The following is a 19,779-nucleotide window of genomic DNA, read 5'->3' as shown; positions in this document are numbered from 1 at the left end:
CTCGTCCGAAAGGAGTAGGTACACCGACCACCTACCCCGGGTAATGAGTCTCGAGGGCGACTGGCGCGCCGGGATCGACGACGTCGACGCCGTCCTGATCGACGAGTACCAGAGCGGCTTTCCCGTCGAGCCGCGTCCCTTCCAGGCGGTCGCCGACACCCTCGCCGAACGGACCGGGGCCGACCTCACCGAGGCGGCGGTCGTCGACCGCGTCCAGGCCCTCCGCGACGCGGGCGTCTTCCGGCGGTTCGGCGCCGTCCTCAACCCGCCCGTCGTCGGCTCGTCGACGCTCGCGGCCGTGAGCGCACCCGAAGAGCGGTTCGACGAGGTCGCCGAGGTGATCAACGGCTACCGGCAGGTGAACCACAACTACCGCCGGGACCACGAGTGGAACATGTGGTTCGTCGTCACCGCCGCCTCCCAGGCCCGCCGCGACGAGATCCTCGCCGAGATCGAGGACCGGACCGGCTGTGAGGTACTGAACCTCCCGATGCTGACGGACTACTACATCGACCTGGAGTTCCCCGTCGTCAACGACGACCGGTTCGCCCGGGAGTCCGTGGCCGAGACCGAAGTTTCCGCGACGCGGATCTCCGAGGCGGCCCGCAGCGACCTCTCCCCCCTCGAGGCCGCGCTGCTCGTCGAGATCCAGGACGGCTTCCCGCTGTCGACGACGCCGTACGCGGACGTCGCCGACGCGGTCGCCGAGACCGTCGCTGCAGTCGACCCCGCAACTTCCGACGTCATCGACGCGGTCGACTCCCTGCTCGACGCGGGCTGTATCAAGCGCATCGGCTGCGTCGTCAACCACGTCGTCACCGGCTTCGAGAACAACTGCATGGTCGTCTGGGACGTGCCCGACGACGAGCTCGACGCGCGCGGCGAGGCGGTGGGGAGCCTGCCGTACGTCACGCTGTGTTACCACCGCCCGCGCCGCCCGGACCAGGACTGGCCGTACAACCTGTTCACGATGATCCACGGGCGCGAGGCCGACGCCGTCGACGCGAAGATCGACGAGCTTGCCTCCGAGCACCTCCCGTTCGCGCACGAGCGCCTCTACTCGACGGAGACGCTGAAGCAGACCGGCGCGCAGTACGAGGAGCTGCTCGCCGACGAGTAGCGCTGCTCGCCGACGAGGAGGTCGGAATCCCCCGCTTCACTCGGTCAGTTCCTGCAGGTCGTCGCGATGCGCCGCCACCAGCTCCGCGAACGCCGTCGCCTCCGCGTCCTCCTGCGTCGACTGCGGTCGCCGGTCGCGCAGGCGCTCCTGCAGCACGCCGAGCGCATCAGGGGCGTTGCCGGCGATCTCGTGGGCGACGGTCGCGGGGTCCGGCACGACCCGCGAGACGAGGCCGGTTCGGTTGGCTTCCGCCGCGTCGAGGACGCGCCCGGAGAGCGCGAAGTCCATCGCCTCGCCCTCGCCCATCACCCGGGGCAGCCGGACGGTCCCGCCCCACGCGCCGAAGAGGCCGAAGGTGGCGCCGGGCTCGCCGAAGGTCGCGTCGGGGGTCGCCACGCGCACGTCGGCCGCGAGCGCGAGCTCGACGCCGCCGCCCCGGGCCGCGCCGTCGACGCCGGCGACGACGACCGGGTCGGCCGACTCGATCGCGTTCGCGACGCGCTGGCCGCGGCGGGCGAAGGCCTCGGGGTCGTCGAGGGCGGCGACGACGTCGAGGTCGGCGCCGGCACTGAACGCGTCGCCGGCGCCGCGGAGCAGCACGACGGGCTCGGTGGCGTCCTCGACGGCGGCCGCGAGCGCGTCGAGGTCCGCCGGCCGGAGGGCGTTCCGACGGTCCGGGCGGTCGATCGTGACGACGCGGACGTCGCCGTCGCGCGAGCTGCGGATCATAGCGACGACTGGCGGTCGTTTCCAAAGGTCTTTGCCATACCCAGCCCTTTTTGCAGGCGATGGACGACGCCGTGCTGGCACGGACTGCCGCGCGTGAGGCACTCTCGGACGTCGAGCCGGCGCGGCTCCACGCGGAGCTCGACGACAGGCTTGCCGACGCCGCCGTGACCCCGGGCGTCCTCGCGCTCGTGACGACGCGCGCGCTGGACCCGACGGTCGACCTCGACACCGTCTCCGACCGCGCGGCCGGCGTGCAGCTGATCTACGAGGGCCTCCGCCTGACGCGCAGCCTCGCCCACGAGGAGCCCTGGGCGACGACGACCACCGAGGGCGAGGACATCGAGGCCGACGTGGAGATCCTCGCCGCGGACGTGCTCGTCTCCCGCGGGTTCTACCTGCTCGCGCGCACCGACGCCGCCGCGGCCGCCGTCGACGTCGTACGCGACTTCGGCCGCGACCAGACGCTCCGCGAGCGCGAGGACGCCGACGCCGAGGCCCTGGACCGCAACCTCGAGGCGGACGTGTTCGAGCTGGCGGTCATCGCCGGCACCACCGCCGTCGACGGCGCGGCTCCGGAGGACCTGCTCGCGTACGCCCGCGACCTCGCGGCCGACTTCGACGGCGGGTTCCCGCCCGCCGGCCAGGCGCTCTCGGAGGGCACCGCCGACCGGATCGCGGCGCTGTCCGGCGACAGCGCGTGAGCAGTGGGTTTGTTTATAAGCAGGTAGCGACAGCGAATCGTGAGACGGCGTGGCGACCGGCGGTCGGATCGAAACGCGTGGATCTCCTCAGGATCAAACCCCAAGGTTTCCCGTTTCTACGACGTGACTTGCAGTCACAGACTCAATCTGAGTCGTGTCCGTAGCGGCCACAGTCTCCACGGGCGTTGATTCGGGCCATCCCAGCCCTAATTCAGAAAACCCTCTTTGCAACACGTTTATGGCCGCATTCGCATCCCGATCCGTCTCGAAGCCACACGACGGGCACGAGTGTTCCCTGACCCAGATGGGTTTTGCCGTCTCTACACCACACGACGCGCACTCCTTCGTCGTCCCTCGTGCTTCAACCTGCACGACGTGCGTTCCGTACAAGGCGGCCTTGTATTCGAGTAGTGTGATGAACTGTCGCCACGCTGCGTCCTGTTTGTTGCGGGCGTTTCCGTCGCCTTGAAGCATCCCCGCTATATCGAGGTTTTCCACGAACACAGCATCGTATTCTCTGACTAGACACGTCGTGATTTTGTGCTGGTAGTCCAGCACCTTCCGACGGATGTGACGCTCCACTTTTGCAACTTCCTGACGTTGCTTCTCGTAGTTATTCGACCCGTGTTCCTTACGCGAGAGTTTGCGTTGCTCGCGGCAAAGACGCTCGTACTCGTCTTCGAGGTCAAGCCAGTCCACGGTTTTCCCGTCAGACGTGTGGATGTAGTTCTGAATGCCGAGGTCGATACCGACGCTGTTGCTCGCATCGAGCGAGTTGACATCAGGTCTATCAGGCAGGTCAGCGTCGTCAGTTTCTAATCCAAAAGAGATGAACCACTCTCCGGTTGTTTCCTTCTTGAACGTGGCCTCTTTGATGGAAGCGTGTTCGGGAATCGGACGGTGGTAGCGGATCTTCATCCAGCCGACTTTGCTGAAACGGACGTACGCATACCTGTCTCGGCCCCTCTTTTCATCGAGGTCGAAGCCTGACTGGTTGTACGTAACGCTCCTGTAGTCGCTGGGTGATTGCCGTTTGAGCCGACCAACGTTGTACCCTTTCTCTGTCCTCTCGCGAAGACTTGAGAGATTCCGATGGAAACGGGCGACAGTTGCTTGTGCAGCTTTCGAATACGTCTCCGTGAACACTGGCCACTTACGTTTCCACTCGGGGAGTTTGTTGTTTTGTTCGTATTCACTCGGCTTGTCGTCCTCTCGACTGTTTTCGTAGTCCCAGCGGACGTGGTTGTAGAGTTGGCGATGAATATTGAGTTGATATTCCAGTCCTTCCGCTACCTCTTGTTCCGGGTAAGCACGGTAGCGGTGACTGTGTTCCATCGCTATCTCTTGATTTGGGACATGTTCAGTTAATGGTTTGTCCTACCAGCTATCGGCTTTATTTTCGACGTCAAGCCCGGGGGATCCCTCCTCGAGCACTGAGGAAAATACTGTTATGGTGGTTCGTGAGTCGTCTCCTGTGTATCGCTTCATCGGAAGTGGGGTCTTCGTCAGATTACCCCGCAGTTTGCGGATTGGCACGTCACGGTGCGGCACAGCCGGTAGCTTTCATCACATTCTTATACGGCAGTGTAGTAGAATCGGATGCAGAAAACGGGTGTACAACCCAAAGCATGCCTGGGTAGCTTAGCGGTAAAGCGCGTCCTTGGTAAGGACGAGACCCCGGATTCAAATTCCGGCCTAGGCTCTTACTTCTACTACTTCACGAGTAGCGTGGCGTGTGACCGGGTTCGATACTCGTTCGAGCAGGCACACCGTCACGACCGACCTACTCCCCGTCCTTCCCACCAGCAACCCGCCGAACCACGCCCGTCACGTCGGCCTGCGCCCCTTCGACGACGTCGGCGACGGCGACGCCGCTGACCTCGCAGGGGACGGTCTCGCCCTCGACCGTCCGGACCGGCGTTTCGAGGTAGTTCGGCTCCCGGTCGGTCGACGGCCCGTCCCCGGAGAGACTCTCGAGGGCAGGGTCGTCCGCGGCGAAGACGAGCGAGGCGTCCGCGCCGATCATCTCGTCGCGGTCGTAGCCCGTGAGCGTGACCATCGCGTCGTTGACGAGGACGAACTCCCGGTCGTCGAGGACGAAGATGGCGTCCGGGATCAGGTCGAGGACCTGCTTGTACGACCGGAGCTCTTGCTCGTGCTCCTGGCGCTCGACCATCCCCGCGATCCACCGGGTCACGAGGTCGACGAACGTGCGGTCGGCCTCGGTGAACGGGCGGTCGCGCGCCTCGCGATCGACGAAGCAGACCGTCCCGTACAGCTCGCCGTCGACCTCGACCTTGCCGCCGATGTACGCGGCGATGTTCCACCGCTCGTATGCGGGGTCGTCGCCCCAGCCCTGGGCCGCGGCGTCGCTGACGGTGAGGATCCCCTCCGAAAAGATGGTTCGCCGGCAGAACGTTTCGCCGAGGTCGGTGATGGCGTCCCCCTCGACGAACTCCGACCCCGCCGCGACCCGCACCTCGTGGCGGTCCGACTGGCGGTCGATCCGGACGACGTGCCCGTTCTCGAGGCCGAGCCGCTCGCAGCCGAGCTCGAGCAGCCGATCGAGCTTCTCCGCGACATCGAGCCCCGGGTCCGAGGTGATCCGATACAGCTCCCGCCGGTAGCGCTCACTCCGTTCGAGCTCCTGGCGGTCGCGGTGCTTGACGACGGCGTTCCGCACGCGGTTGGCGAGCAGCCGGTACTGGTCGGTTCCGGGCCGCTTCTGCAGGTAGTCGGTCGCGCCTCGCGTGAGCGCGTCGCTGGCGACGGTCTCGCTGCACTTGCCCGTGAAGAAGATGAACGGGAGGTCCGGATGGTCCTCGCGGACCGCGTCGAGAAACGCCAGCCCCGACATGTCGCGGAACGTGTAGTCGCTGACGACGCAGTCTACGGCGGCGGAATCGAGGTACGCGAGAGCCGCCTCGGCCTCCTGTTCGGAGACGACCGCGAAGTTCCCTTCCCGCTCGACGAACTTCGCGGTCAACTCGGTGAACTGACAGTCGCCGTCGACGTGGAGGATGGTGATCGAGTCGGTCATGGGAAGCTCCGTGTGTCCTGTGGGTCAGCGGTGTGCTGGGATGCGTAGCGTCAACAGCGTTCCCCCGGATTCGATTCGCTCGACGTCGAAGATCCCCCCGGCCTTGCTGACGACCCAGTAGATCATCCAGAGGCCGAGGCGGTCGGCGTGAACGAGCGAGGTTTCCCCTTCCCGGAGGACGCTGATCTCCTGTTCCGGGATACCGGGCCCGTCGTCCTCGATCTCGACGTCGATCCAGTCCTCGGACCGCCGGACGACCCGGATCTCGACGGTCGGCTCCGGGGAGTCGTTGTGCTCGACGGCGTTCTCGACCGCCTCCTCGATGGCGGAGACGATCCCGGTGACGGCCACGTCACAGTCTCCCTCGCTCGGCAGCGACAGCCGGAAGGTAGCTTCCGGGTAGCGATCGTCGAACGCGCTGACCAGCTGCTCCATCACCCGGTCGAGCGCGACGACGGTTTCCGACGGGCCGGAGAGCGTCCGCTCGATGTCACGAACGGTATCCGCTAGCCCGATGACGTCCTCGGCCGCCTCGTCGATCTTCACCAGCGACAGGGGACGCTCGTCCGCCCCGAACTCGTCGTTCAGCAGGGCGACGTACCCCTCTATCACGTTCATCTTGTTCCGCAGGTTGTGACTGAGGACGCGATTCAGCACCTCCAGCCGGCGCTCCCGGATCTTCCGGTCGGTGATGTCCGCCTGAAAGCCCACGTAGTTCGTGACCTCGCCGTCCGCGTTCCGAATCGGCGCCACGTCGACCTTGTTCCAGAACTTCCGGCCGTTCTTGCGGTAGTTGACGATGTCCACGGAGACGGACTCCTCCGCGTCGATCGCCGTCCGGAGTCGACGCCGCGGCTCGTCGCTCGTCTCCTCGCCCTGGAGGAATCGGCAGTCGCGTCCCAGGATGTCCGACTCCTCGTAGCCGGTGAGGGTTTCGAACTCCGCGTTCGCGTACACGACCGGGTTATTCCCTCCGTCCGGGTCCGCGATGGTCAGGCCCACCGGCGCCTCGTCGATCGCTCGCTCCTTCAGCTGCAGCTCCTCGACCGTCTCGGCCAGTTGCTCCTCGCGCTCGGCGAGTTCGACGCTCGTCAGCCGACGTTCGACCAGGTTGTCGATCCGCGCCGACAGCTCCGCCTGCTCCACGGGCATCTCGATCACGTCGTCGACGTAGTCCCAGACGTCCGCGGGCGCGCTCTCCCGCGTCTCCTCCCGGACGAGCAGCACGAACGGCAGGAACACCTCCGCGGCGGTTTCCCGCCTCGACCGCACCGTCTCGGCCGCGTCGGCGAACCGTCGCTCGCCGACGATACAGCAATCGAACGCGCCGTCGAGCCGGTCCTGGTCGGACGTCGCCTCGACGCGGTACACCTCCTCGAGCACCTCCGCGAGCAGGGTCCGGTTACGGCCCGCGTCCATCAACAGCAGGATCCGGGGTTCGTCGTCAGGGGTTTGGTCGTCACCGGCGGTCGCCGGAGACCCGGTCTCGACCCCGTCCGGTGCCATTACGATTCATTATGAAAGGGGTGCTTATTGTTCTGACGCCGGTTTTTGTCAATCAGTAATCGGGTATTCCGGTGACAGATGGTCAACGAAATGTCGTTTTATCCCGGTTATTTAACCTCTCACGCTATAGATGCCGACAGAACCATGTCATCGGAACTTGCCGGCCGCCTCTCGACGGGCATCGCCGGACTGGACGAGATCCTCAACGGTGGTGTCATTCCGGACCGGAGCTACATGCTCCGGGGGCACGCCGGTGCCGGAAAGACGATCGTGGGGCTCCACTTCCTCGAGGCCGGAATCGAGGCGGACGAGACGAGCCTCTTCATCAACCTCGAAGAGGACCTGTCGGACCTGAAGGCGAACGCCGAAGCGCTGGGCTTCGACACGGAAGCGATCGAGTTCCTCGATCTGAGCCCGTCCGCGGACGTGTTCACGCAGGACCAGTCGTACGACGTGTTCGCCGCCTCCGAGGTCGAGCAGGAACCGCTCACGGAGCAGATCGTCGAGAAGGTCGAAGCCGTCGAGCCGGACCGGGTCGTCGTCGACCCGATCACGCAGCTGCGCTTCCTCACCTCCGACGACTACCAGTTCCGCAAGCAGGTCGTCGGCTTCATGCGTTTCCTGAAACAGCACGGGGCGACGGTGCTGTTCACGGTCCAGGAGACGAAGAGCCTGCCGACCGAGGACCTGGAGTTCATCACCGACGGCACCGTCGTCCTCGAGAGCGCCTCGTACGGGCGAACCGTCCGCGTGCCGAAGTTCCGCGGGTCCGGCACGAAAAGCGGGGATCACGCCTATCGCGTCACGAGCGAGGGAGTCAGGGTGTTCCCGGCGCTGTCGCCGGGCAGTCACGTGCAGGACTTCACGGCCGACCAGATCTCCTCGGGCGTGCCGGAGGTCGACGAGCTCCTCCACGGCGGCGTCGAGCGCGGCACCACGTCGATCATCAGCGGCCCGACCGGCGTCGGGAAGACGACGCTCGGGACGCAGTTCATGAAGGAGGCTGCCGGCCGCGGCGAGCGCTCCGTCGTCTACCTCTTCGAGGAGAACAAGAAGACGTTCGTCAACCGGTCGAAGGCGATCAACATCCCCGTCGACGACATGATGGAGCGCGGGACGCTGGAGGTCAACGAGGTCGAGGCGCTCGAAATGTCGCCACAGGAGTTCGCGGCGAGGGTCCGCGAGGAGGTCGAAGAGCGCGACGCCGGAATCGTCATGGTCGACGGCATCTCCGGGTACCGGCTCACCCTCCGCGGCGACGAGGAGGGAATGTTGCCCAGGATGCACCGGCTCGGTCGCTACCTGAACAACATGGGTGTCACCGCCATCTTCATCGACGAGACCGAGAACATTACCGGGGACTTCAGTGCCACCCAGCAGAACATCAGCTACCTCGCGGACAACATCGTCTTCCTCCGCCACCTCGAGATGGGCGGCGAGCTCCGGAAAGCCATCGGCGTGCTAAAAAAGCGGACGAGCGACTTCGAGCGCTCGCTCCGCCGCTTCGAAATCACCAGCCACGGTATCAAGGTCGGCGAGCCCCTCACCGGCATGCGCGGTATCCTGAGCGGCACGCCGGAACTGGTCGAGGAACGGACGGAGCGCTCCGACGAGGAATAGCCGTTCGGCGAGCGGGTGGTTCGGTCGCTTTTCATCGCTGCGTGCTACACCACTCGGCATACGTAGAAAGCCCCACCCGGCGAGCGGACTCACTTATAAATAGGATCGGCTGCCGTTGCGAGCGACACCACTCGGTACACCCAGAAAGCCCCAGCCGCTGAGCGCTCGCGCTGCTCGCTGCGCTCCGCACCCGGCTCGCTCCCTCACTTCGTTCGGTCGTTCGCCGGGATTGCGGTGCTAGCGTCGCAGGGCGTCCCGCGCAGCGGCTGCCCCTTTCAGTCCCGCCCAGGAGTGGTGGCCGGGCCGTCGCGTGCGGCGGTTGCCGGGCGGTCGCGGCGCGGGTGCGGTGGCGCGCGAGCAACGCGTGCGAGGGAGGCCGGGGCGAATTGAGGAATTGCGGTTGCGGTGCTGTTGCAGGCGCGGTTGCTGTCGCTGTCGCGGTCCTGGCGGACTGAAAGGGCGATGGCCGGTCTCGTGAACGAAGTGAACGAGAGCTTGGAAGTCGCAGCCCGGCAGCGCAGCGTAGTGAGCAGCCCGGACCGTCTTCCAGTGGTCGCGCCGGAGGGGAGTCGCTCCGGCGACCCCTACTGGGCCGGGCGGTGTCTTCGTGAACGCAGTGAACGAAGGCCAGAAAGTCGCAGCCCGGCAGCCCGCTACTGCAGGCAGCCCGGAACGTCTTTCGCGGCGGAGAGGCCCAGATATGTCGCGGAGCGACCGCGAGCGGCCGAGGGCTTTCTGGACGTTTGCGGTGCCATCAAGCGCAGCAGCGTCTATTCTTTTAAACATCGTTTATAAACGGGGGCCGCCGAACGTATTCGAGCGGTTTCTCGAAGCGACTACAAAAACCGCCTCCACTAATCCGCACTCGCGGACTCGGAGGCTCGCTCGGCGGCGCGGTCGAACATGCCGTCCCGCGCGGTGTACACGAAGTAGCTCCCGACGCCGACGAACGCGAGGACGTTCGAGACGGTGACCGCCCAGAAGACGGCCTCGACGCCCCAGCCGAGGCCGGGTGACACGGCGACGCCGTACGCGCCGAGCGTGACCGTGGCCGGGATCGCGACGAGCGCGACCGGGAGTCGAATACCCCAGTACTTCACCACGTCGACCACCATGGAGGTCTTCGTCCGCGAGGCGCCGTTGAAGCCGGCGAAGACGAGGTAGGTCGCGCCCATCGCCGGGTAACCGATGGCGAGCACCCGGAGGTAGAAGACGGTCAGGTCGCGGGCACGGCCGGAGATGTCCGGAACGAGCCCCGAGACGATCAGCTCCGGAAGGAACCACTGGATGCCGCCGAGGACCGTCAGGAGCCCGCCCGCGAGCGCGACGCCGACGGTCGTCGTGCGGAAGGCGCGGGACGCCTGGTTCGCGCCGAGGTTCTGGCCGATGATCGACTGCGCCGCCTGCTGCATACCGGAACAGGGGACGATCGCGATCCCGGCCACGCGTGCGCCGACCGTGTACGCGGCGACTGCGGGTGCACCGCCGGCGATGGTGACGAGCCCGATCACCATGACGCGGACCGTCTGGCCGATGACGCGCTGGACCCCGAGCGGCGCGCCGACGTCGAGGATCTCGCGAACGTCGCCGAGATGGACCGATAGCGACTCTCGCGTCAGCTGGAACGTGTCGCGGTAGCCGGAGATGTACGCGACCGTCAGGAAGGCACCCACGGTCATCCCGACGCCCGACGCGATCGCCGCGCCCTGGACGCCGAGTTCGGGGAACACCCACCAGCCGAAGATGAGGAAGGGGTCGAGCGCGAAGTTGACGGCGGCGGTGAGCACGTTGATGTGGAGGCCCGCGCGCGAGTCGCCGACCGCGGTGTAGGCGTACTCCGCGGTGTCGCTGGCGGCGGCGACGGGGTAGAAGGCGATGAGCGTCGCGAGGTAGACCGCCGCGAGGCCGGCCAGCTCGGGGCCGGCGCCGATGAACCGGAGGATATCCACCGCACCCAGGATGACGACGGCCGCGACGGCGGAAAACAGGACGAACGTGAGGAGGATCCCGTTGAAGGTGACGCGTCGCGCAGTCGGGCGGTCCTCCGAACCGATGTGCTGGGAGACGACGATCTGGGTGCCCCCGGACGCGAGCACCTGGACCGCCGCGAGCAGCGCGACGATGGGGACGTTCAGCCCGACCGCGGCGACGGCCGTCTCGCCGACGCGCCCGAGCCAGAACGTGTCCACGATGCTGTTGACGACGTGGACGATCTGCATGCCGATGATGGGGACGGAAAGCACGACGAGCGCGCGCGAGATGGATCCCTCGGTGATCGACTCCTGTGAGAGATCGAACATCAGTATCGTTCCATGGTTTTGACGGAATAATATAACTTTATCGGTGGGGAAGCAACCCGACGCTGTCGGGAAGTCCCACCGTAACCGCCGCTGCGAGATGGATCCGCACGCTTTTGCCCCCGGCGTCGTAGGAACGACTATGAGCAGCAGGCGGCGGAAGCCCGACTGGCTCAAGATGCGACCGCCCTCCGGCGAGCGGTTCACGGAGATCAAGTCGACGCTCCGCGACCGCGACCTCCACACCGTCTGCGAGGAGGCGAACTGCCCGAACATGGGCGAGTGCTGGTCCGGCGAGGACGGCCCGGGAACGGCCACGTTCATGCTGATGGGCGACCGCTGCTCGCGCGGCTGTAACTTCTGTGACGTCGAGACCGGCGGCATGGAGCCGCTCGACCCCGACGAGCCCGCGAACGTCGCCGAGGCCGTCGCCGAGATCGGCCTCGACTACGTCGTCTTGACCTCCGTCGACCGCGACGACCTCGCGGACGGTGGCTCCCGGCACTTCGCCGAGACGATCCGCGAGATCAAGCGCCGCGACCCCGATATCCTCGTCGAGGTCCTCATCCCGGACTTCGGGGGCGACCCCGACGCTGTCGACCGGATCATCGACGCGAACCCGGACGTCATCGCGCACAACGTCGAGACCGTGGAGCGCCTCCAGTGGCCCGTCCGCGACCGCCGCGCGAACTACGAGCAGTCCCTCTCCGTCCTCGAACGCGTCAACCGCGAGTCCGACATCTACACGAAGACGAGCCTCATGCTCGGCGTCGGCGAGTACGACCACGAGGTGTACCGGACGCTCTCGGACCTCGCCGAGATCGACGTCGACGTCGTCACCTTCGGCCAGTATCTCCAGCCGTCGCGCTCGCACCTCGACGTCTTCGACTACGTCCACCCGGACACCTTCGACGTCTGGCAGCAGGTCGCGGAGGAGGAGTTCGGCTTCCTCTACTGCGCCTCCGGCCCGATGGTCCGCTCCTCGTACAAGGCGGGTGAGCTCTTTGTCGACGCGCTGATCCGCGACGGGAAGTCGCCGGAGCAGGCCCGGCGGGAAGCCCGCGCCGCGAGCGGCGACTGAGCGCCAGTCGCGGTCGGCGTTTCACTCCCCCACCCCTCCCGGACCGACGAGCACTAACGCCGCGGTCCCCAACAGACGACAAATGGATCTGCAGTTTCTCGGCGGCGCGCGCGAGGTCGGCCGCTCGGCCATCCTCGTCGACGACCGCCTCCTCCTCGATTACGGGCTGCTGACCGGCGACCCGCCGCAGTACCCGGTCGGCGACCCGGACCCCGAGGCCGTCGTCGTCTCCCACGGCCACCTCGACCACGTCGGTGCCGTCCCCGCCCTGCTCAAGGGCAGCGACCGACCCGACGTTCACTGGACGCCGCCGACCGCCGACCTCGCGCGCGTGCTCGCCCGCGACACGCTGAAGCTGAACGGGAACAGCCCGCTGTGTCCGTTCTCGGAGGAGCACGTCCACCGGCTCGGTGAAGTGGACACCCGGCACGGCTACCGCGAGCCCTTCCCGGTCTGTGGCGGCATCGACGGCGGTGGCTACGAGGTGACGCTGTTCAACGCGGGTCACATTCCCGGCTCCGCGCACGTCCTCGTCGACGACGGCGACACGCGGCTGTTCTACACCGCGGACTTCCACACCGACGACCAGCGCCTGGTGTCGGGGACGACCGCGCGCCCGGACGCGGACGTCGTGCTCTGTGAGTCGACGTACGCGAACGTCGACCACGAGGCCCGCGACGCCGTCGAGAAGCGGTGGGCCGACAGCGTCCGGACGACCATCTGGGAGGGCGGCGCGGTCGTCGCGCCCGCGTTCGCCATCGGGCGCACGCAGGAGCTCCTGCTCGTCGCGGACGCCCACGACGTCGACACCTACGTCGACGGGATGGGCGTCGAGGTGACGCGGATCGTCCGGCAGTACCCCGAGTTCCTCCGGGACCCCGACGCGCTCGACAGCGCGCGCGGGAACGCCCGCACCGTCACGGGAAAGGACGGCCAGCGCGAGCGGATCGCGCAGGGGAACGACCTCATCGTGACCACGTCCGGAATGTTAAACGGCGGCCCCGCGATGACGTACATCCCCGAGATCCGCGACCGCCCGACGAACAAGGTGACCATGACGGGCTACCAGGTCGAGGGCACCCCCGGCCGCCAGCTCCTCGAAACGGGCCGCGCCGAGATCGACGGCCGGATCATGCAGGTCGCCGCGAAGACCGAGTCCTACGACTTCTCCGCGCACGCCGACCACGACGGCCTCCGCGAGTTCCTGGCTGCCTACGAGGACACGCCGATCCTCGTCAATCACGGCGACGAAACCGAGGCCTTCGCCGCGGAACTCGCGGCCGACGGCTACGAGGCGAGCGCGCCGGCGCTCGGCGAGACGGTGACGGTTTAAAAGGAACGCTGTCTGGCAGTGCGCCTCAGTCGACGACGACTTCGACCGGGCCGTCGTCGCCTTCGTCTTCCGCTTCCACGTCCTCGGACGCGTCCGACTTCGACTCGTTCAGGTAGAGCGCGGCGGCGACGGCGAGGACGGCCCACGAGCGCCACGACGCCAGGTTCAGCGTGTAGCCGATGCCGAACGGCTTCTCCACGAGCATGCCCTCGCCGGGCTCCCAGTGGGCGTCGATGAGCCGGCGGAGGCTCGGCCGCTCGAAGTTGTACGGGATTCCCAGGATCTCACCGGAGGACGGTTTGTCTGCCATACTCGGTGTAACGCGGGCCCGGCGTAAACCGTTTTGGCTCGGTGTGAATACGCGACGGTCGTTATAGGCGGGTTGGGATTGGGTGTAGGCGGCGGCGCTTGCGATACCGCGAAATCGAGGGATGGTGACCGTTCTCATTTATAAATAAGGTCGGCTATCGTCGGCAGCGACACCGCTCAGCATGCCCAGAAAGCCCCAGCCGCTGAGCGGTCGCGCTGCTCGCTGCGCTCCTCACAGCTCGCTCCCTTCGGTCGCTCGCTGATTGCGGTGCTTACGTCGCAGGGCGTCCCGCTCAGCGGCTGCCCCTTTCAGTCCCGCCCGGGAGTGGTAGCTGGGCGTCGCTCGCGGCGGCTACGTCGCCGTCGACGCGCGCCGGCTTTCGGGCGCGCGGTGCGGGGCGGCGGCGCGCGCGAGCAACGCGTGCGAGGGAGGCCAGTGGCGCGCCGCGCGGTGCGTTGCGGTGCCGGCGCGCCACCGGCCGAGGCTGGGGAGGACTGAGGAATCGCGGTTGCGTCGCTGTCGCGGTAGCGGTGCTGTTGCGGTCCTGGCGGACTGAAAGGGCGAGGCCGGTCGCGCCGAAGGGGAGTCGCTGAGACAGGCACTATCTGAACCGGGCGGTGCGGAGAGGTTCAGATATCCTGCTCAGCGACCGCGAGCGGCCGAGGGCTTTCTGGGTGTTTGCGGTGCTGTCGAGCACAGCAGCATATATACTTCCAAATTCGCCTTATAAACAGAAACGACCAACCACTACTGATACCGCCCACGCCGTTCGATCGTCCGCAACCGCTCAATAACGGCCTCGTCGCCTTCACCCCGATAGCCGGCCTCAAACGCGCTGATCAGCGGCTCGGGGTCGGTCGTCGTGCCCGCGATCGACCCCTCGAACACGTGGAGGTCCATCGAGTGGTCCTCGACGTGGCCGGTGTGGTAGCCGAGGCCGAAGTCGATGAGGTAGGTGCTGGCGGCGACTTCGTCCGGCGATGCGTCCTCAACGATTCGCACGTTCCGCGTCGTGGGGTCGCCGTGAACGAAGCCGGCGCCGTGGATCCGCGCCAGGTGCTCCCCCACGGCTCGAACCCGGGCCTCGGTCGGCTCCTCGGCGAGGTCCACGTCGCCAACGTACTGGAGCGTCAGCGCGGCGTCGGCGACGTCGACGTCGTGGACGAGCGGCGTCGGGACGCCCGCGCGGCGCGCCTGGCTCGTCAGTCGCGCTTCGAGCACCGTCCGATCTCGGCGGAGCGTCCGGTCCAGCTCCGGATGCCGGTAGGCCTTCTCGACGCGCTGTTTCCGGACGTACTCGCCGTCGATTATCTCGACGAGCGCCTCGGCGCCGCGGAGGTCGTTGGTCTCGCCGGCCGCGAGCCCGCGGGCGACGGAGGCCTCGCCCTCGCGCCAGGTGACGGGCACCTGGTCCGGGCGGAAGTTCGGGTCGACCGCGGAGTCCGGGATGGGGAGCGTGTCGCCCGCTGCGGCCATCTTCGCGCCGAGAACGGCGATCATCCCGGCGTTGTCGCGGAGGAAGCGGGGCTCGGGCGCGTAGAAGTCGGCGCCGCGGGCTTCGCACATCGTCTCGAGCATCTCGCGCAGGCGGTCGTTCTGGCCGACGCCGCCGCCGAGGACGAGCTCGTCGGCGCCCGTGAGCGAGAGCGCGCGCTCGGAGACCTCAGTGAGCATCGCGAAGACGTGCTCCTGCAGGCCGAAGCAGATGTCCTCGACGGGTGTTCCCTGGTCGTACTCGTCGTTCGCGGCGGAGGCGATGCCGGCGAAAGAGAAGTCCATCCCCTTCACGACGTACGGGAGGTCGACGAACTCGCCGTCCTTGGCTGCTTCCTCGACCTTCGGCCCGCCTGGGTGGGTCCAGCCGACGTGGCGTGTGAACTTGTCGATCGCGTTGCCGACGCCGGTGTCCATCGTCTCGCCGAGCACCCTGTACCGGCCGTCGTGGAAGCCGAGCAGGTGGGCGTTCGCGCCGGAGGCGTTCAGGCAGACCGGGTTGTCGAAGCCGGACTGGTGGCGCCCGATCTCGAGGTGCGCGACCATGTGGTTGACGCCGACGAGCGGCACGTCGAGCGCGCCCGCGAGCGAGCGCGCGGCGGTGCCGACGGTCCGGAGACAGGGCCCGAGGCCGGGCCCGCGCGAGAAGGCGACGGCGTCGATGCTGTCCGGGCCGTACTGGGTCTCCGCGTAGCCGAGCGCGACGTCGACGACCTCGGGGATCGCCTCCGTCATGTGCTCGGCGGCTTCGCGCGGGTGAATGCCGCCGCTGTCCGGTTCGTAGGCGTCGGACTCGATAAAGACGGAATCAGTCTCGGTATCGTAGACCGCGGCGCTCGCACACCACGCCGTGCCCTCGATGCCGAGAACGCGCATTAAGAAACTACGCGCTGATCAGGCTTCCGCGTCCGCGTCGGCCTCCTCGGCCTCGGCTTCCTCGGCGCCGATCTTGTTCCGCTCGAGCATGTGGTCCTGTTCGACGTCCTGCGCGTCCTCGGGACTGTCGTAGGCCTTCGCGTAGCCGACCGTCTTGCGCATGCCGAACTTCGTGTCCAGCTCGTGCACGACGACCTCCGAGCTGTCCTTGTCGAGCGCGGCGGCCAGAGAGTCACGAACCGAGAGACGCGACGGGGTCGCTTCCTCGTGGGTGATCTCGAACCGGATGTCCGTACGGTGCAACATGGGGTTCTCGTCTTCGGAGATGATGTCGACGTCCATAGTCAGTTACCCCTAACTCCCCGCGAAAGGAGTAAAAGGATTTCGAAGGGGGGCGGAGAATACGGCGGGTATATTCGATTTCGGGACGAACTACGCCTGCTCGACGCCGAGCGCGTCCAGCGCGGCGTCGACGTCCCCCTCGAACCGGTGGAGCAGCGCCAGCGACTCGGATCGGGTCTCCTCGTCGACGGCGACGTGGACCATCCCGACGCCCGGCTGGCCGTAGACGACGGTCGCGCCGTCGGGGGCGACGATCAGCGCCGGCAGTGTTGCAAGGTCCTCCTCGCCGATCACCTCGATGACGGTCGCGGGCGACGAGTGGACCGCCTCGTACAGCGTCTCCAGCAGCTCCAGGGAGAGTTTCCCGGCGGGGTTCGCCACCTCGACGTGCTCCTCGCCCGCGTCGGGGTGGGCCTCCCGGATCGCCGCGTCGACCTGCTCGCGTTCGGTCATCCCGTCGACCATTGCGACGTCCGGCTCGCGGCCGGCCTTCCGGAGGTGGTAGGTGACGACGTCGCCGATGGCGATGAGGGGGGCCTCGGGCGCGTCGTGGGCCTCGCGATGGGCGTCGACTGCCTGGAGGAGTGCCTCGACGTCGGTCGTCACCGGGCCGAGCGGCTCCTTGAACGCGTCGCGGAGCTCCGGCGGGAGCGTCAACATGGTGTCGTGAGTCGGGTCGCGTCTGTTCGGCGCGTTCGGCGGGCCGGCGCGTCCGGCGCGTCCGGCGCGGTCCGCGCGTTCGTCCCGTTACCGGACCTTCAGCGCGTAGGATCCGGGCTCGGAGACGTTCATCTCGTCGGCGATTTCGCTCTCCTCGGGATGATTGACGATGACGTAGCCAGCCCAGTCCTCGGTGAGCGAGGAGGAGCCACACAGGTCACACGTCTGTGAGTCGGGGTCGTTGACGAAGTGGCATTCCCGACAGGCGAGCCGGTCTTCGGCCATCAGCTACCCTCCGCAGCGGCGTCGCCGCCCTGCTGCTCGCGGCCCCGCCGCTCGGATTCGAGCCACTCGTGCTTGCCGAGGCCCGGCTGCTTGGCCGTGAGCCCGATCTTCGAGTCGCGCGGGTTCCGCTCGTCGATGCTTTTCGTCACGATCCGGACGCGCACGGCGTCGTCGACGCCGAGCGACTTGTCCGAGTCCGCGGAGGCCAGCTGCTGGTTCTCCGCGTCGAACGTGAGATACTCGTCGGTGATCTGAGAGACGTGGAGCAGCCCGTCGACCGGGCCGATCCCCACGAAGGCGCCGAACTCGACCGTCTCCACGACGGTGCCGTCGACGACCTCCTGCATCGCCGGATCGAACGTGAGCGCGTCGAACTCCGCCTCGTAGTAGACCCCGGGGCGGTTGGGCAGCACGGCCCCTTCCCCGATGTCGTGGATCTCCACGACGCTGACGACGCTCCCGACGTCCTCGTCCATCCGTCCCTCTAGTTTGTCCTGGAGCAGCTCCTTGACGCGCTGCTCCGAGACGTCCGCCAGATGCTTCGGCGGGACCTCTACCGTGTCCTTGAGTCGAACTCGCTTGTACATACGTGCGCTATGGTTCCGTTATCCCCAGTGCGTTCCGACCCCTTAAACCGATTACTGGTACGCCGCGCGCCAGCACCCGGTTCCGCAGGGGCCTGTCGTTCGTGACGACGTAGTCGACCTCGCCGGCTTCCGCCAGCGCGACGATCGCGTCGTCAGCGTGTGGTTGCTCCGCGTCGCCCTCGGCCGTCTCGACGGTGTCGACCCGGGTCGCCAGGTCTGCCCCGACGCTCGCAGCCGTCGCCGCCTCGCCGGCTCCGTCCTGGAGCCGCTCGAGCTCGGCGACCACCGCGTCGGGCACGACCGCCCGATGGTCGGGGAGGAGCCGGTCGAGCTCCTCGAACAGCCGGAGGCCGGTTTCGACCGGCGCCATCAGCGCGCTCGCGTCGAGCGCGACGATGGGGGCGTCTTTCTGCTCCTCGACGCCCGCGTCGTCACCCGTCACTCCTTCAGCGTGCCGACGCCGATGAGCCGCCATCGCGCGCCGACCCGGCGGTTGATGGCGATCTGGGCGCCGGCCTCGGCACAGACCGGACGTTTGAGGTTCACTTCACACTCGCCCTCGCGGGCGCTCGTCACCGCGCCGACCGTGGTCGCCGTCCCGACGGTCAGCATGAGCGGCTCGCCCGTCGAGATCTCCTCGACCTCGCCCTCGCCGACGATGCGGTCGAGGAGGTCGACGTCCATCTCGAACGCTTCCCGCGTCGGCGGGAGCGTGCCGGGGTCGCCGACGACCTGGCCCGCGAGCGCGTCGCCCTTCGTGAGGCTCGGGTCCAGGCCAGTCCCGACGCCGAGCAGGCCGCCGGGGCCCGCCTCGTCGACGCTCTCGTTGCCGGACTGCAGCGAGCGGATCGACGTCTCGAGCGGCTCCCAGCGGGTCTCCCCGCCTTCCTCGACCTCGCGGCCGGGGCGGAGCTCGATGTCGTCGTCGACCTCGAGGGTGCCCTGCACGAGCGACCCGCCGACGACGCCGCCCTGCAGCTGGTCCCAGGTGGCGCCCGGGCGGTTGATGTCGAACGAGCGCGCCGCGAACATGCGGGCGTCCTCGCTCGGGTCGCGCTCGGGCGTCGGGATCTCCGACTCGATGGCGTCGATGAGGAGGTCGAGGTTGACCTCCTGCTGGGCCGACACCGGGACGATGGGCGCGTCCTCGGCGACGGTCCCCTCAACGAACTCCTGGATCTGCTCGTAGTTCTCCACCGCGCGGTCGCGGTCGACGAGGTCGACCTTGTTCTGCGCGATGACGATGTTGTCGATGCCGATGATGTCCAGGGCCATCAGGTGCTCCTCCGTCTGGGCCTGGGGCACGTCCTCCGTCGCGCTGACGACGAGGACTGCGCCGTCCATGATCGCCGCGCCGGCGAGCATCGTCGCCATCAGCGTCTCGTGGCCGGGCGCGTCGACGAACGACACCGTGCGAAGCGGCTCGCTCTCGGAGCCGTCCGCGCACTCCTCCTCGACGGTGTACTTCTCGGGCGCGTCCATCCCCGGGCACTGGCGGAACGTCGCGTCCGCGTAGCCCAGTCGGATGGAGATCCCGCGCTTCATTTCCTCGCTGTGCTGGTCGGTCCACGACCCGGACAACGCCTGAACGAGCGTCGTCTTGCCGTGGTCGACGTGACCGACGAGTCCGATGTTCACCTCCGGTTGTGTGTGCTCTCGTGTTACCATGAATCTCCTGTGGGAGTAATCTTGTGTGAACTTCGCCCCGTGCAAGTGATAAAGTTGCTGTTATGGCTCCGGTTGCGGGCGATGTAGCCGCGTTTCATCGCCCGAGGGGGCCGGTTCGGGGCAGTTCGGC

The 19,779-nt window shown here is 67.3% G+C and carries 18 protein-coding genes and 1 tRNA gene; 6 read left to right on the top strand and 13 right to left on the bottom strand.

Features of this window, described 5'->3' with window-relative positions; translation table 11 throughout:
* Positions 1-43: 43 nt before the first annotated feature.
* Complete coding sequence (ahbB, locus tag ACQE3M_RS01825) at positions 44-1,120, top strand: siroheme decarboxylase subunit beta (RefSeq protein WP_430503758.1); 1,077 nt, start codon at positions 44-46, stop codon at positions 1,118-1,120.
* Positions 1,121-1,156: 36 nt separating this feature from the next.
* On the opposite strand, the gene ACQE3M_RS01820 is transcribed toward ahbB, so the two are convergent.
* Complete coding sequence (locus ACQE3M_RS01820) at positions 1,157-1,849, bottom strand: enoyl-CoA hydratase/isomerase family protein (RefSeq protein WP_430503757.1); 693 nt, start codon at positions 1,847-1,849, stop codon at positions 1,157-1,159.
* A 59-nt stretch (positions 1,850-1,908) separates the two neighbouring features.
* On the opposite strand from ACQE3M_RS01820, the gene ACQE3M_RS01815 reads away from it, so the two are divergent.
* On the top strand, positions 1,909-2,550 hold the full coding sequence (locus tag ACQE3M_RS01815; RefSeq protein WP_430503756.1) for a DUF7114 family protein: 642 nt from the start codon (positions 1,909-1,911) through the stop codon (positions 2,548-2,550).
* A gap of 93 nt (positions 2,551-2,643) precedes the next feature.
* Here ACQE3M_RS01815 and ACQE3M_RS01810 read toward each other — a convergent pair whose 3' ends face one another.
* Positions 2,644-3,885: an RNA-guided endonuclease InsQ/TnpB family protein gene (locus ACQE3M_RS01810; protein ID WP_430503755.1), complete on the bottom strand. Its 1,242-nt coding sequence runs from the start codon at positions 3,883-3,885 to the stop codon at positions 2,644-2,646.
* A gap of 295 nt (positions 3,886-4,180) precedes the next feature.
* Between ACQE3M_RS01810 and ACQE3M_RS01805 the strand changes: the two genes are divergently transcribed.
* Positions 4,181-4,252: transfer RNA gene (locus ACQE3M_RS01805), tRNA-Thr, on the top strand.
* An 81-nt stretch (positions 4,253-4,333) separates the two neighbouring features.
* Here ACQE3M_RS01805 and ACQE3M_RS01800 read toward each other — a convergent pair.
* A complete protein-coding gene (locus tag ACQE3M_RS01800; protein WP_430503754.1) occupies positions 4,334-5,590 on the bottom strand; it encodes a GAF domain-containing protein in 1,257 nt (418 codons plus the stop codon).
* A gap of 24 nt (positions 5,591-5,614) precedes the next feature.
* Complete coding sequence (locus ACQE3M_RS01795) at positions 5,615-7,096, bottom strand: PAS domain-containing protein (protein WP_430503753.1); 1,482 nt, start codon at positions 7,094-7,096, stop codon at positions 5,615-5,617.
* A 144-nt stretch (positions 7,097-7,240) separates the two neighbouring features.
* Here ACQE3M_RS01795 and ACQE3M_RS01790 point away from each other — a divergent pair, with 144 nt between their 5' ends.
* Positions 7,241-8,716 (top strand): ATPase domain-containing protein, encoded by a 1,476-nt coding sequence (locus ACQE3M_RS01790; RefSeq protein ID WP_430503752.1) that lies wholly within the window; start codon positions 7,241-7,243, stop codon positions 8,714-8,716.
* Positions 8,717-9,570: 854 nt separating this feature from the next.
* On the opposite strand, the gene ACQE3M_RS01785 is transcribed toward ACQE3M_RS01790, so the two are convergent.
* Entirely contained in the window at positions 9,571-11,016 is a 1,446-nt protein-coding gene (locus ACQE3M_RS01785; protein WP_430503751.1) for an MATE family efflux transporter, read from the bottom strand.
* Positions 11,017-11,155: 139 nt separating this feature from the next.
* Between ACQE3M_RS01785 and lipA the strand changes: the two genes are divergently transcribed.
* Both lipA and ACQE3M_RS01775 read left to right on the top strand, forming a co-directional pair.
* Positions 11,156-12,094, top strand: coding sequence for a lipoyl synthase (lipA, locus tag ACQE3M_RS01780; RefSeq protein ID WP_430503750.1), 939 nt, complete (start codon positions 11,156-11,158; stop codon positions 12,092-12,094).
* An 82-nt stretch (positions 12,095-12,176) separates the two neighbouring features.
* Positions 12,177-13,427, top strand: a complete 1,251-nt coding sequence (locus ACQE3M_RS01775; RefSeq protein ID WP_430503749.1) for an MBL fold metallo-hydrolase — start codon at positions 12,177-12,179, stop codon at positions 13,425-13,427.
* Between the two features lie 25 nt (positions 13,428-13,452).
* Here the strand turns inward: ACQE3M_RS01775 and ACQE3M_RS01770 are convergent, their stop codons facing one another.
* The 8 genes from ACQE3M_RS01770 to ACQE3M_RS01735 all read right to left on the bottom strand — a co-directional run bounded on the left by ACQE3M_RS01770 (position 13,453) and on the right by ACQE3M_RS01735 (position 19,649).
* Complete coding sequence (locus ACQE3M_RS01770; RefSeq protein ID WP_430503748.1) at positions 13,453-13,737, bottom strand: DUF5808 domain-containing protein; 285 nt, start codon at positions 13,735-13,737, stop codon at positions 13,453-13,455.
* Between the two features lie 747 nt (positions 13,738-14,484).
* Complete coding sequence (locus ACQE3M_RS01765; protein ID WP_430503747.1) at positions 14,485-16,107, bottom strand: bifunctional N(6)-L-threonylcarbamoyladenine synthase/serine/threonine protein kinase; 1,623 nt, start codon at positions 16,105-16,107, stop codon at positions 14,485-14,487.
* A gap of 18 nt (positions 16,108-16,125) precedes the next feature.
* Positions 16,126-16,449, bottom strand: coding sequence for a 30S ribosomal protein S24e (locus tag ACQE3M_RS01760; RefSeq protein WP_430503746.1), 324 nt, complete (start codon positions 16,447-16,449; stop codon positions 16,126-16,128).
* A 90-nt stretch (positions 16,450-16,539) separates the two neighbouring features.
* The gene (locus ACQE3M_RS01755; protein ID WP_430503745.1) at positions 16,540-17,109 is read right to left on the bottom strand and encodes a GTP-dependent dephospho-CoA kinase family protein; all 570 of its coding nucleotides are present in this window, start codon (positions 17,107-17,109) and stop codon (positions 16,540-16,542) included.
* An 87-nt stretch (positions 17,110-17,196) separates the two neighbouring features.
* Positions 17,197-17,394, bottom strand: coding sequence for a transcription elongation factor subunit Spt4 (spt4, locus tag ACQE3M_RS01750; RefSeq protein WP_430503744.1), 198 nt, complete (start codon positions 17,392-17,394; stop codon positions 17,197-17,199).
* Positions 17,394-17,981, bottom strand: coding sequence for a DNA-directed RNA polymerase (locus tag ACQE3M_RS01745; RefSeq protein ID WP_430503743.1), 588 nt, complete (start codon positions 17,979-17,981; stop codon positions 17,394-17,396). Before ACQE3M_RS01745 ends, spt4 begins: the two co-directional genes overlap by 1 nt.
* Positions 17,982-17,988: 7 nt before the next feature.
* A complete protein-coding gene (locus tag ACQE3M_RS01740) occupies positions 17,989-18,456 on the bottom strand; it encodes a PIN domain-containing protein (RefSeq protein ID WP_430503742.1) in 468 nt (155 codons plus the stop codon).
* The gene (locus ACQE3M_RS01735) at positions 18,420-19,649 is read right to left on the bottom strand and encodes a translation initiation factor IF-2 subunit gamma (RefSeq protein ID WP_430503741.1); all 1,230 of its coding nucleotides are present in this window, start codon (positions 19,647-19,649) and stop codon (positions 18,420-18,422) included. The genes ACQE3M_RS01740 and ACQE3M_RS01735 overlap by 37 nt, the downstream gene beginning before the upstream one ends.
* Positions 19,650-19,779: the final 130 nt, after the last annotated feature.

Origin of the sequence: Halosubterraneus shenae (genome assembly GCF_050510935.1) — an archaeon.
GTDB lineage: Archaea > Halobacteriota > Halobacteria > Halobacteriales > Haloferacaceae > JBDGPU01.
The sequence above is the reverse complement of the archived record's forward strand: the minus strand, read 5'-3'. Positions and strand labels throughout refer to the sequence as shown.

Bases quoted from the DNA above. Each gene is read 5' to 3' on its own strand.
- ahbB (WP_430503758.1), top strand. From the start codon at position 44: ATGAGTCTCGAGGGCGACTGGCGCGCCGGGATCGACGACGTCGACGCC.
- ACQE3M_RS01820 (WP_430503757.1), bottom strand. From the start codon at position 1,849: ATGATCCGCAGCTCGCGCGACGGCGACGTCCGCGTCGTCACGATCGAC.
- ACQE3M_RS01815 (WP_430503756.1), top strand. From the start codon at position 1,909: ATGGACGACGCCGTGCTGGCACGGACTGCCGCGCGTGAGGCACTCTCG.
- ACQE3M_RS01810 (WP_430503755.1), bottom strand. From the start codon at position 3,885: ATGGAACACAGTCACCGCTACCGTGCTTACCCGGAACAAGAGGTAGCG.
- ACQE3M_RS01800 (WP_430503754.1), bottom strand. From the start codon at position 5,590: ATGACCGACTCGATCACCATCCTCCACGTCGACGGCGACTGTCAGTTC.
- ACQE3M_RS01795 (WP_430503753.1), bottom strand. From the start codon at position 7,096: ATGGCACCGGACGGGGTCGAGACCGGGTCTCCGGCGACCGCCGGTGAC.
- ACQE3M_RS01790 (WP_430503752.1), top strand. From the start codon at position 7,241: ATGTCATCGGAACTTGCCGGCCGCCTCTCGACGGGCATCGCCGGACTG.
- ACQE3M_RS01785 (WP_430503751.1), bottom strand. From the start codon at position 11,016: ATGTTCGATCTCTCACAGGAGTCGATCACCGAGGGATCCATCTCGCGC.
- lipA (WP_430503750.1), top strand. From the start codon at position 11,156: ATGAGCAGCAGGCGGCGGAAGCCCGACTGGCTCAAGATGCGACCGCCC.
- ACQE3M_RS01775 (WP_430503749.1), top strand. From the start codon at position 12,177: ATGGATCTGCAGTTTCTCGGCGGCGCGCGCGAGGTCGGCCGCTCGGCC.
- ACQE3M_RS01770 (WP_430503748.1), bottom strand. From the start codon at position 13,737: ATGGCAGACAAACCGTCCTCCGGTGAGATCCTGGGAATCCCGTACAAC.
- ACQE3M_RS01765 (WP_430503747.1), bottom strand. From the start codon at position 16,107: ATGCGCGTTCTCGGCATCGAGGGCACGGCGTGGTGTGCGAGCGCCGCG.
- ACQE3M_RS01760 (WP_430503746.1), bottom strand. From the start codon at position 16,449: ATGGACGTCGACATCATCTCCGAAGACGAGAACCCCATGTTGCACCGT.
- ACQE3M_RS01755 (WP_430503745.1), bottom strand. From the start codon at position 17,109: ATGTTGACGCTCCCGCCGGAGCTCCGCGACGCGTTCAAGGAGCCGCTC.
- spt4 (WP_430503744.1), bottom strand. From the start codon at position 17,394: ATGGCCGAAGACCGGCTCGCCTGTCGGGAATGCCACTTCGTCAACGAC.
- ACQE3M_RS01745 (WP_430503743.1), bottom strand. From the start codon at position 17,981: ATGTACAAGCGAGTTCGACTCAAGGACACGGTAGAGGTCCCGCCGAAG.
- ACQE3M_RS01740 (WP_430503742.1), bottom strand. From the start codon at position 18,456: ATGGCGGCTCATCGGCGTCGGCACGCTGAAGGAGTGACGGGTGACGAC.
- ACQE3M_RS01735 (WP_430503741.1), bottom strand. From the start codon at position 19,649: ATGGTAACACGAGAGCACACACAACCGGAGGTGAACATCGGACTCGTC.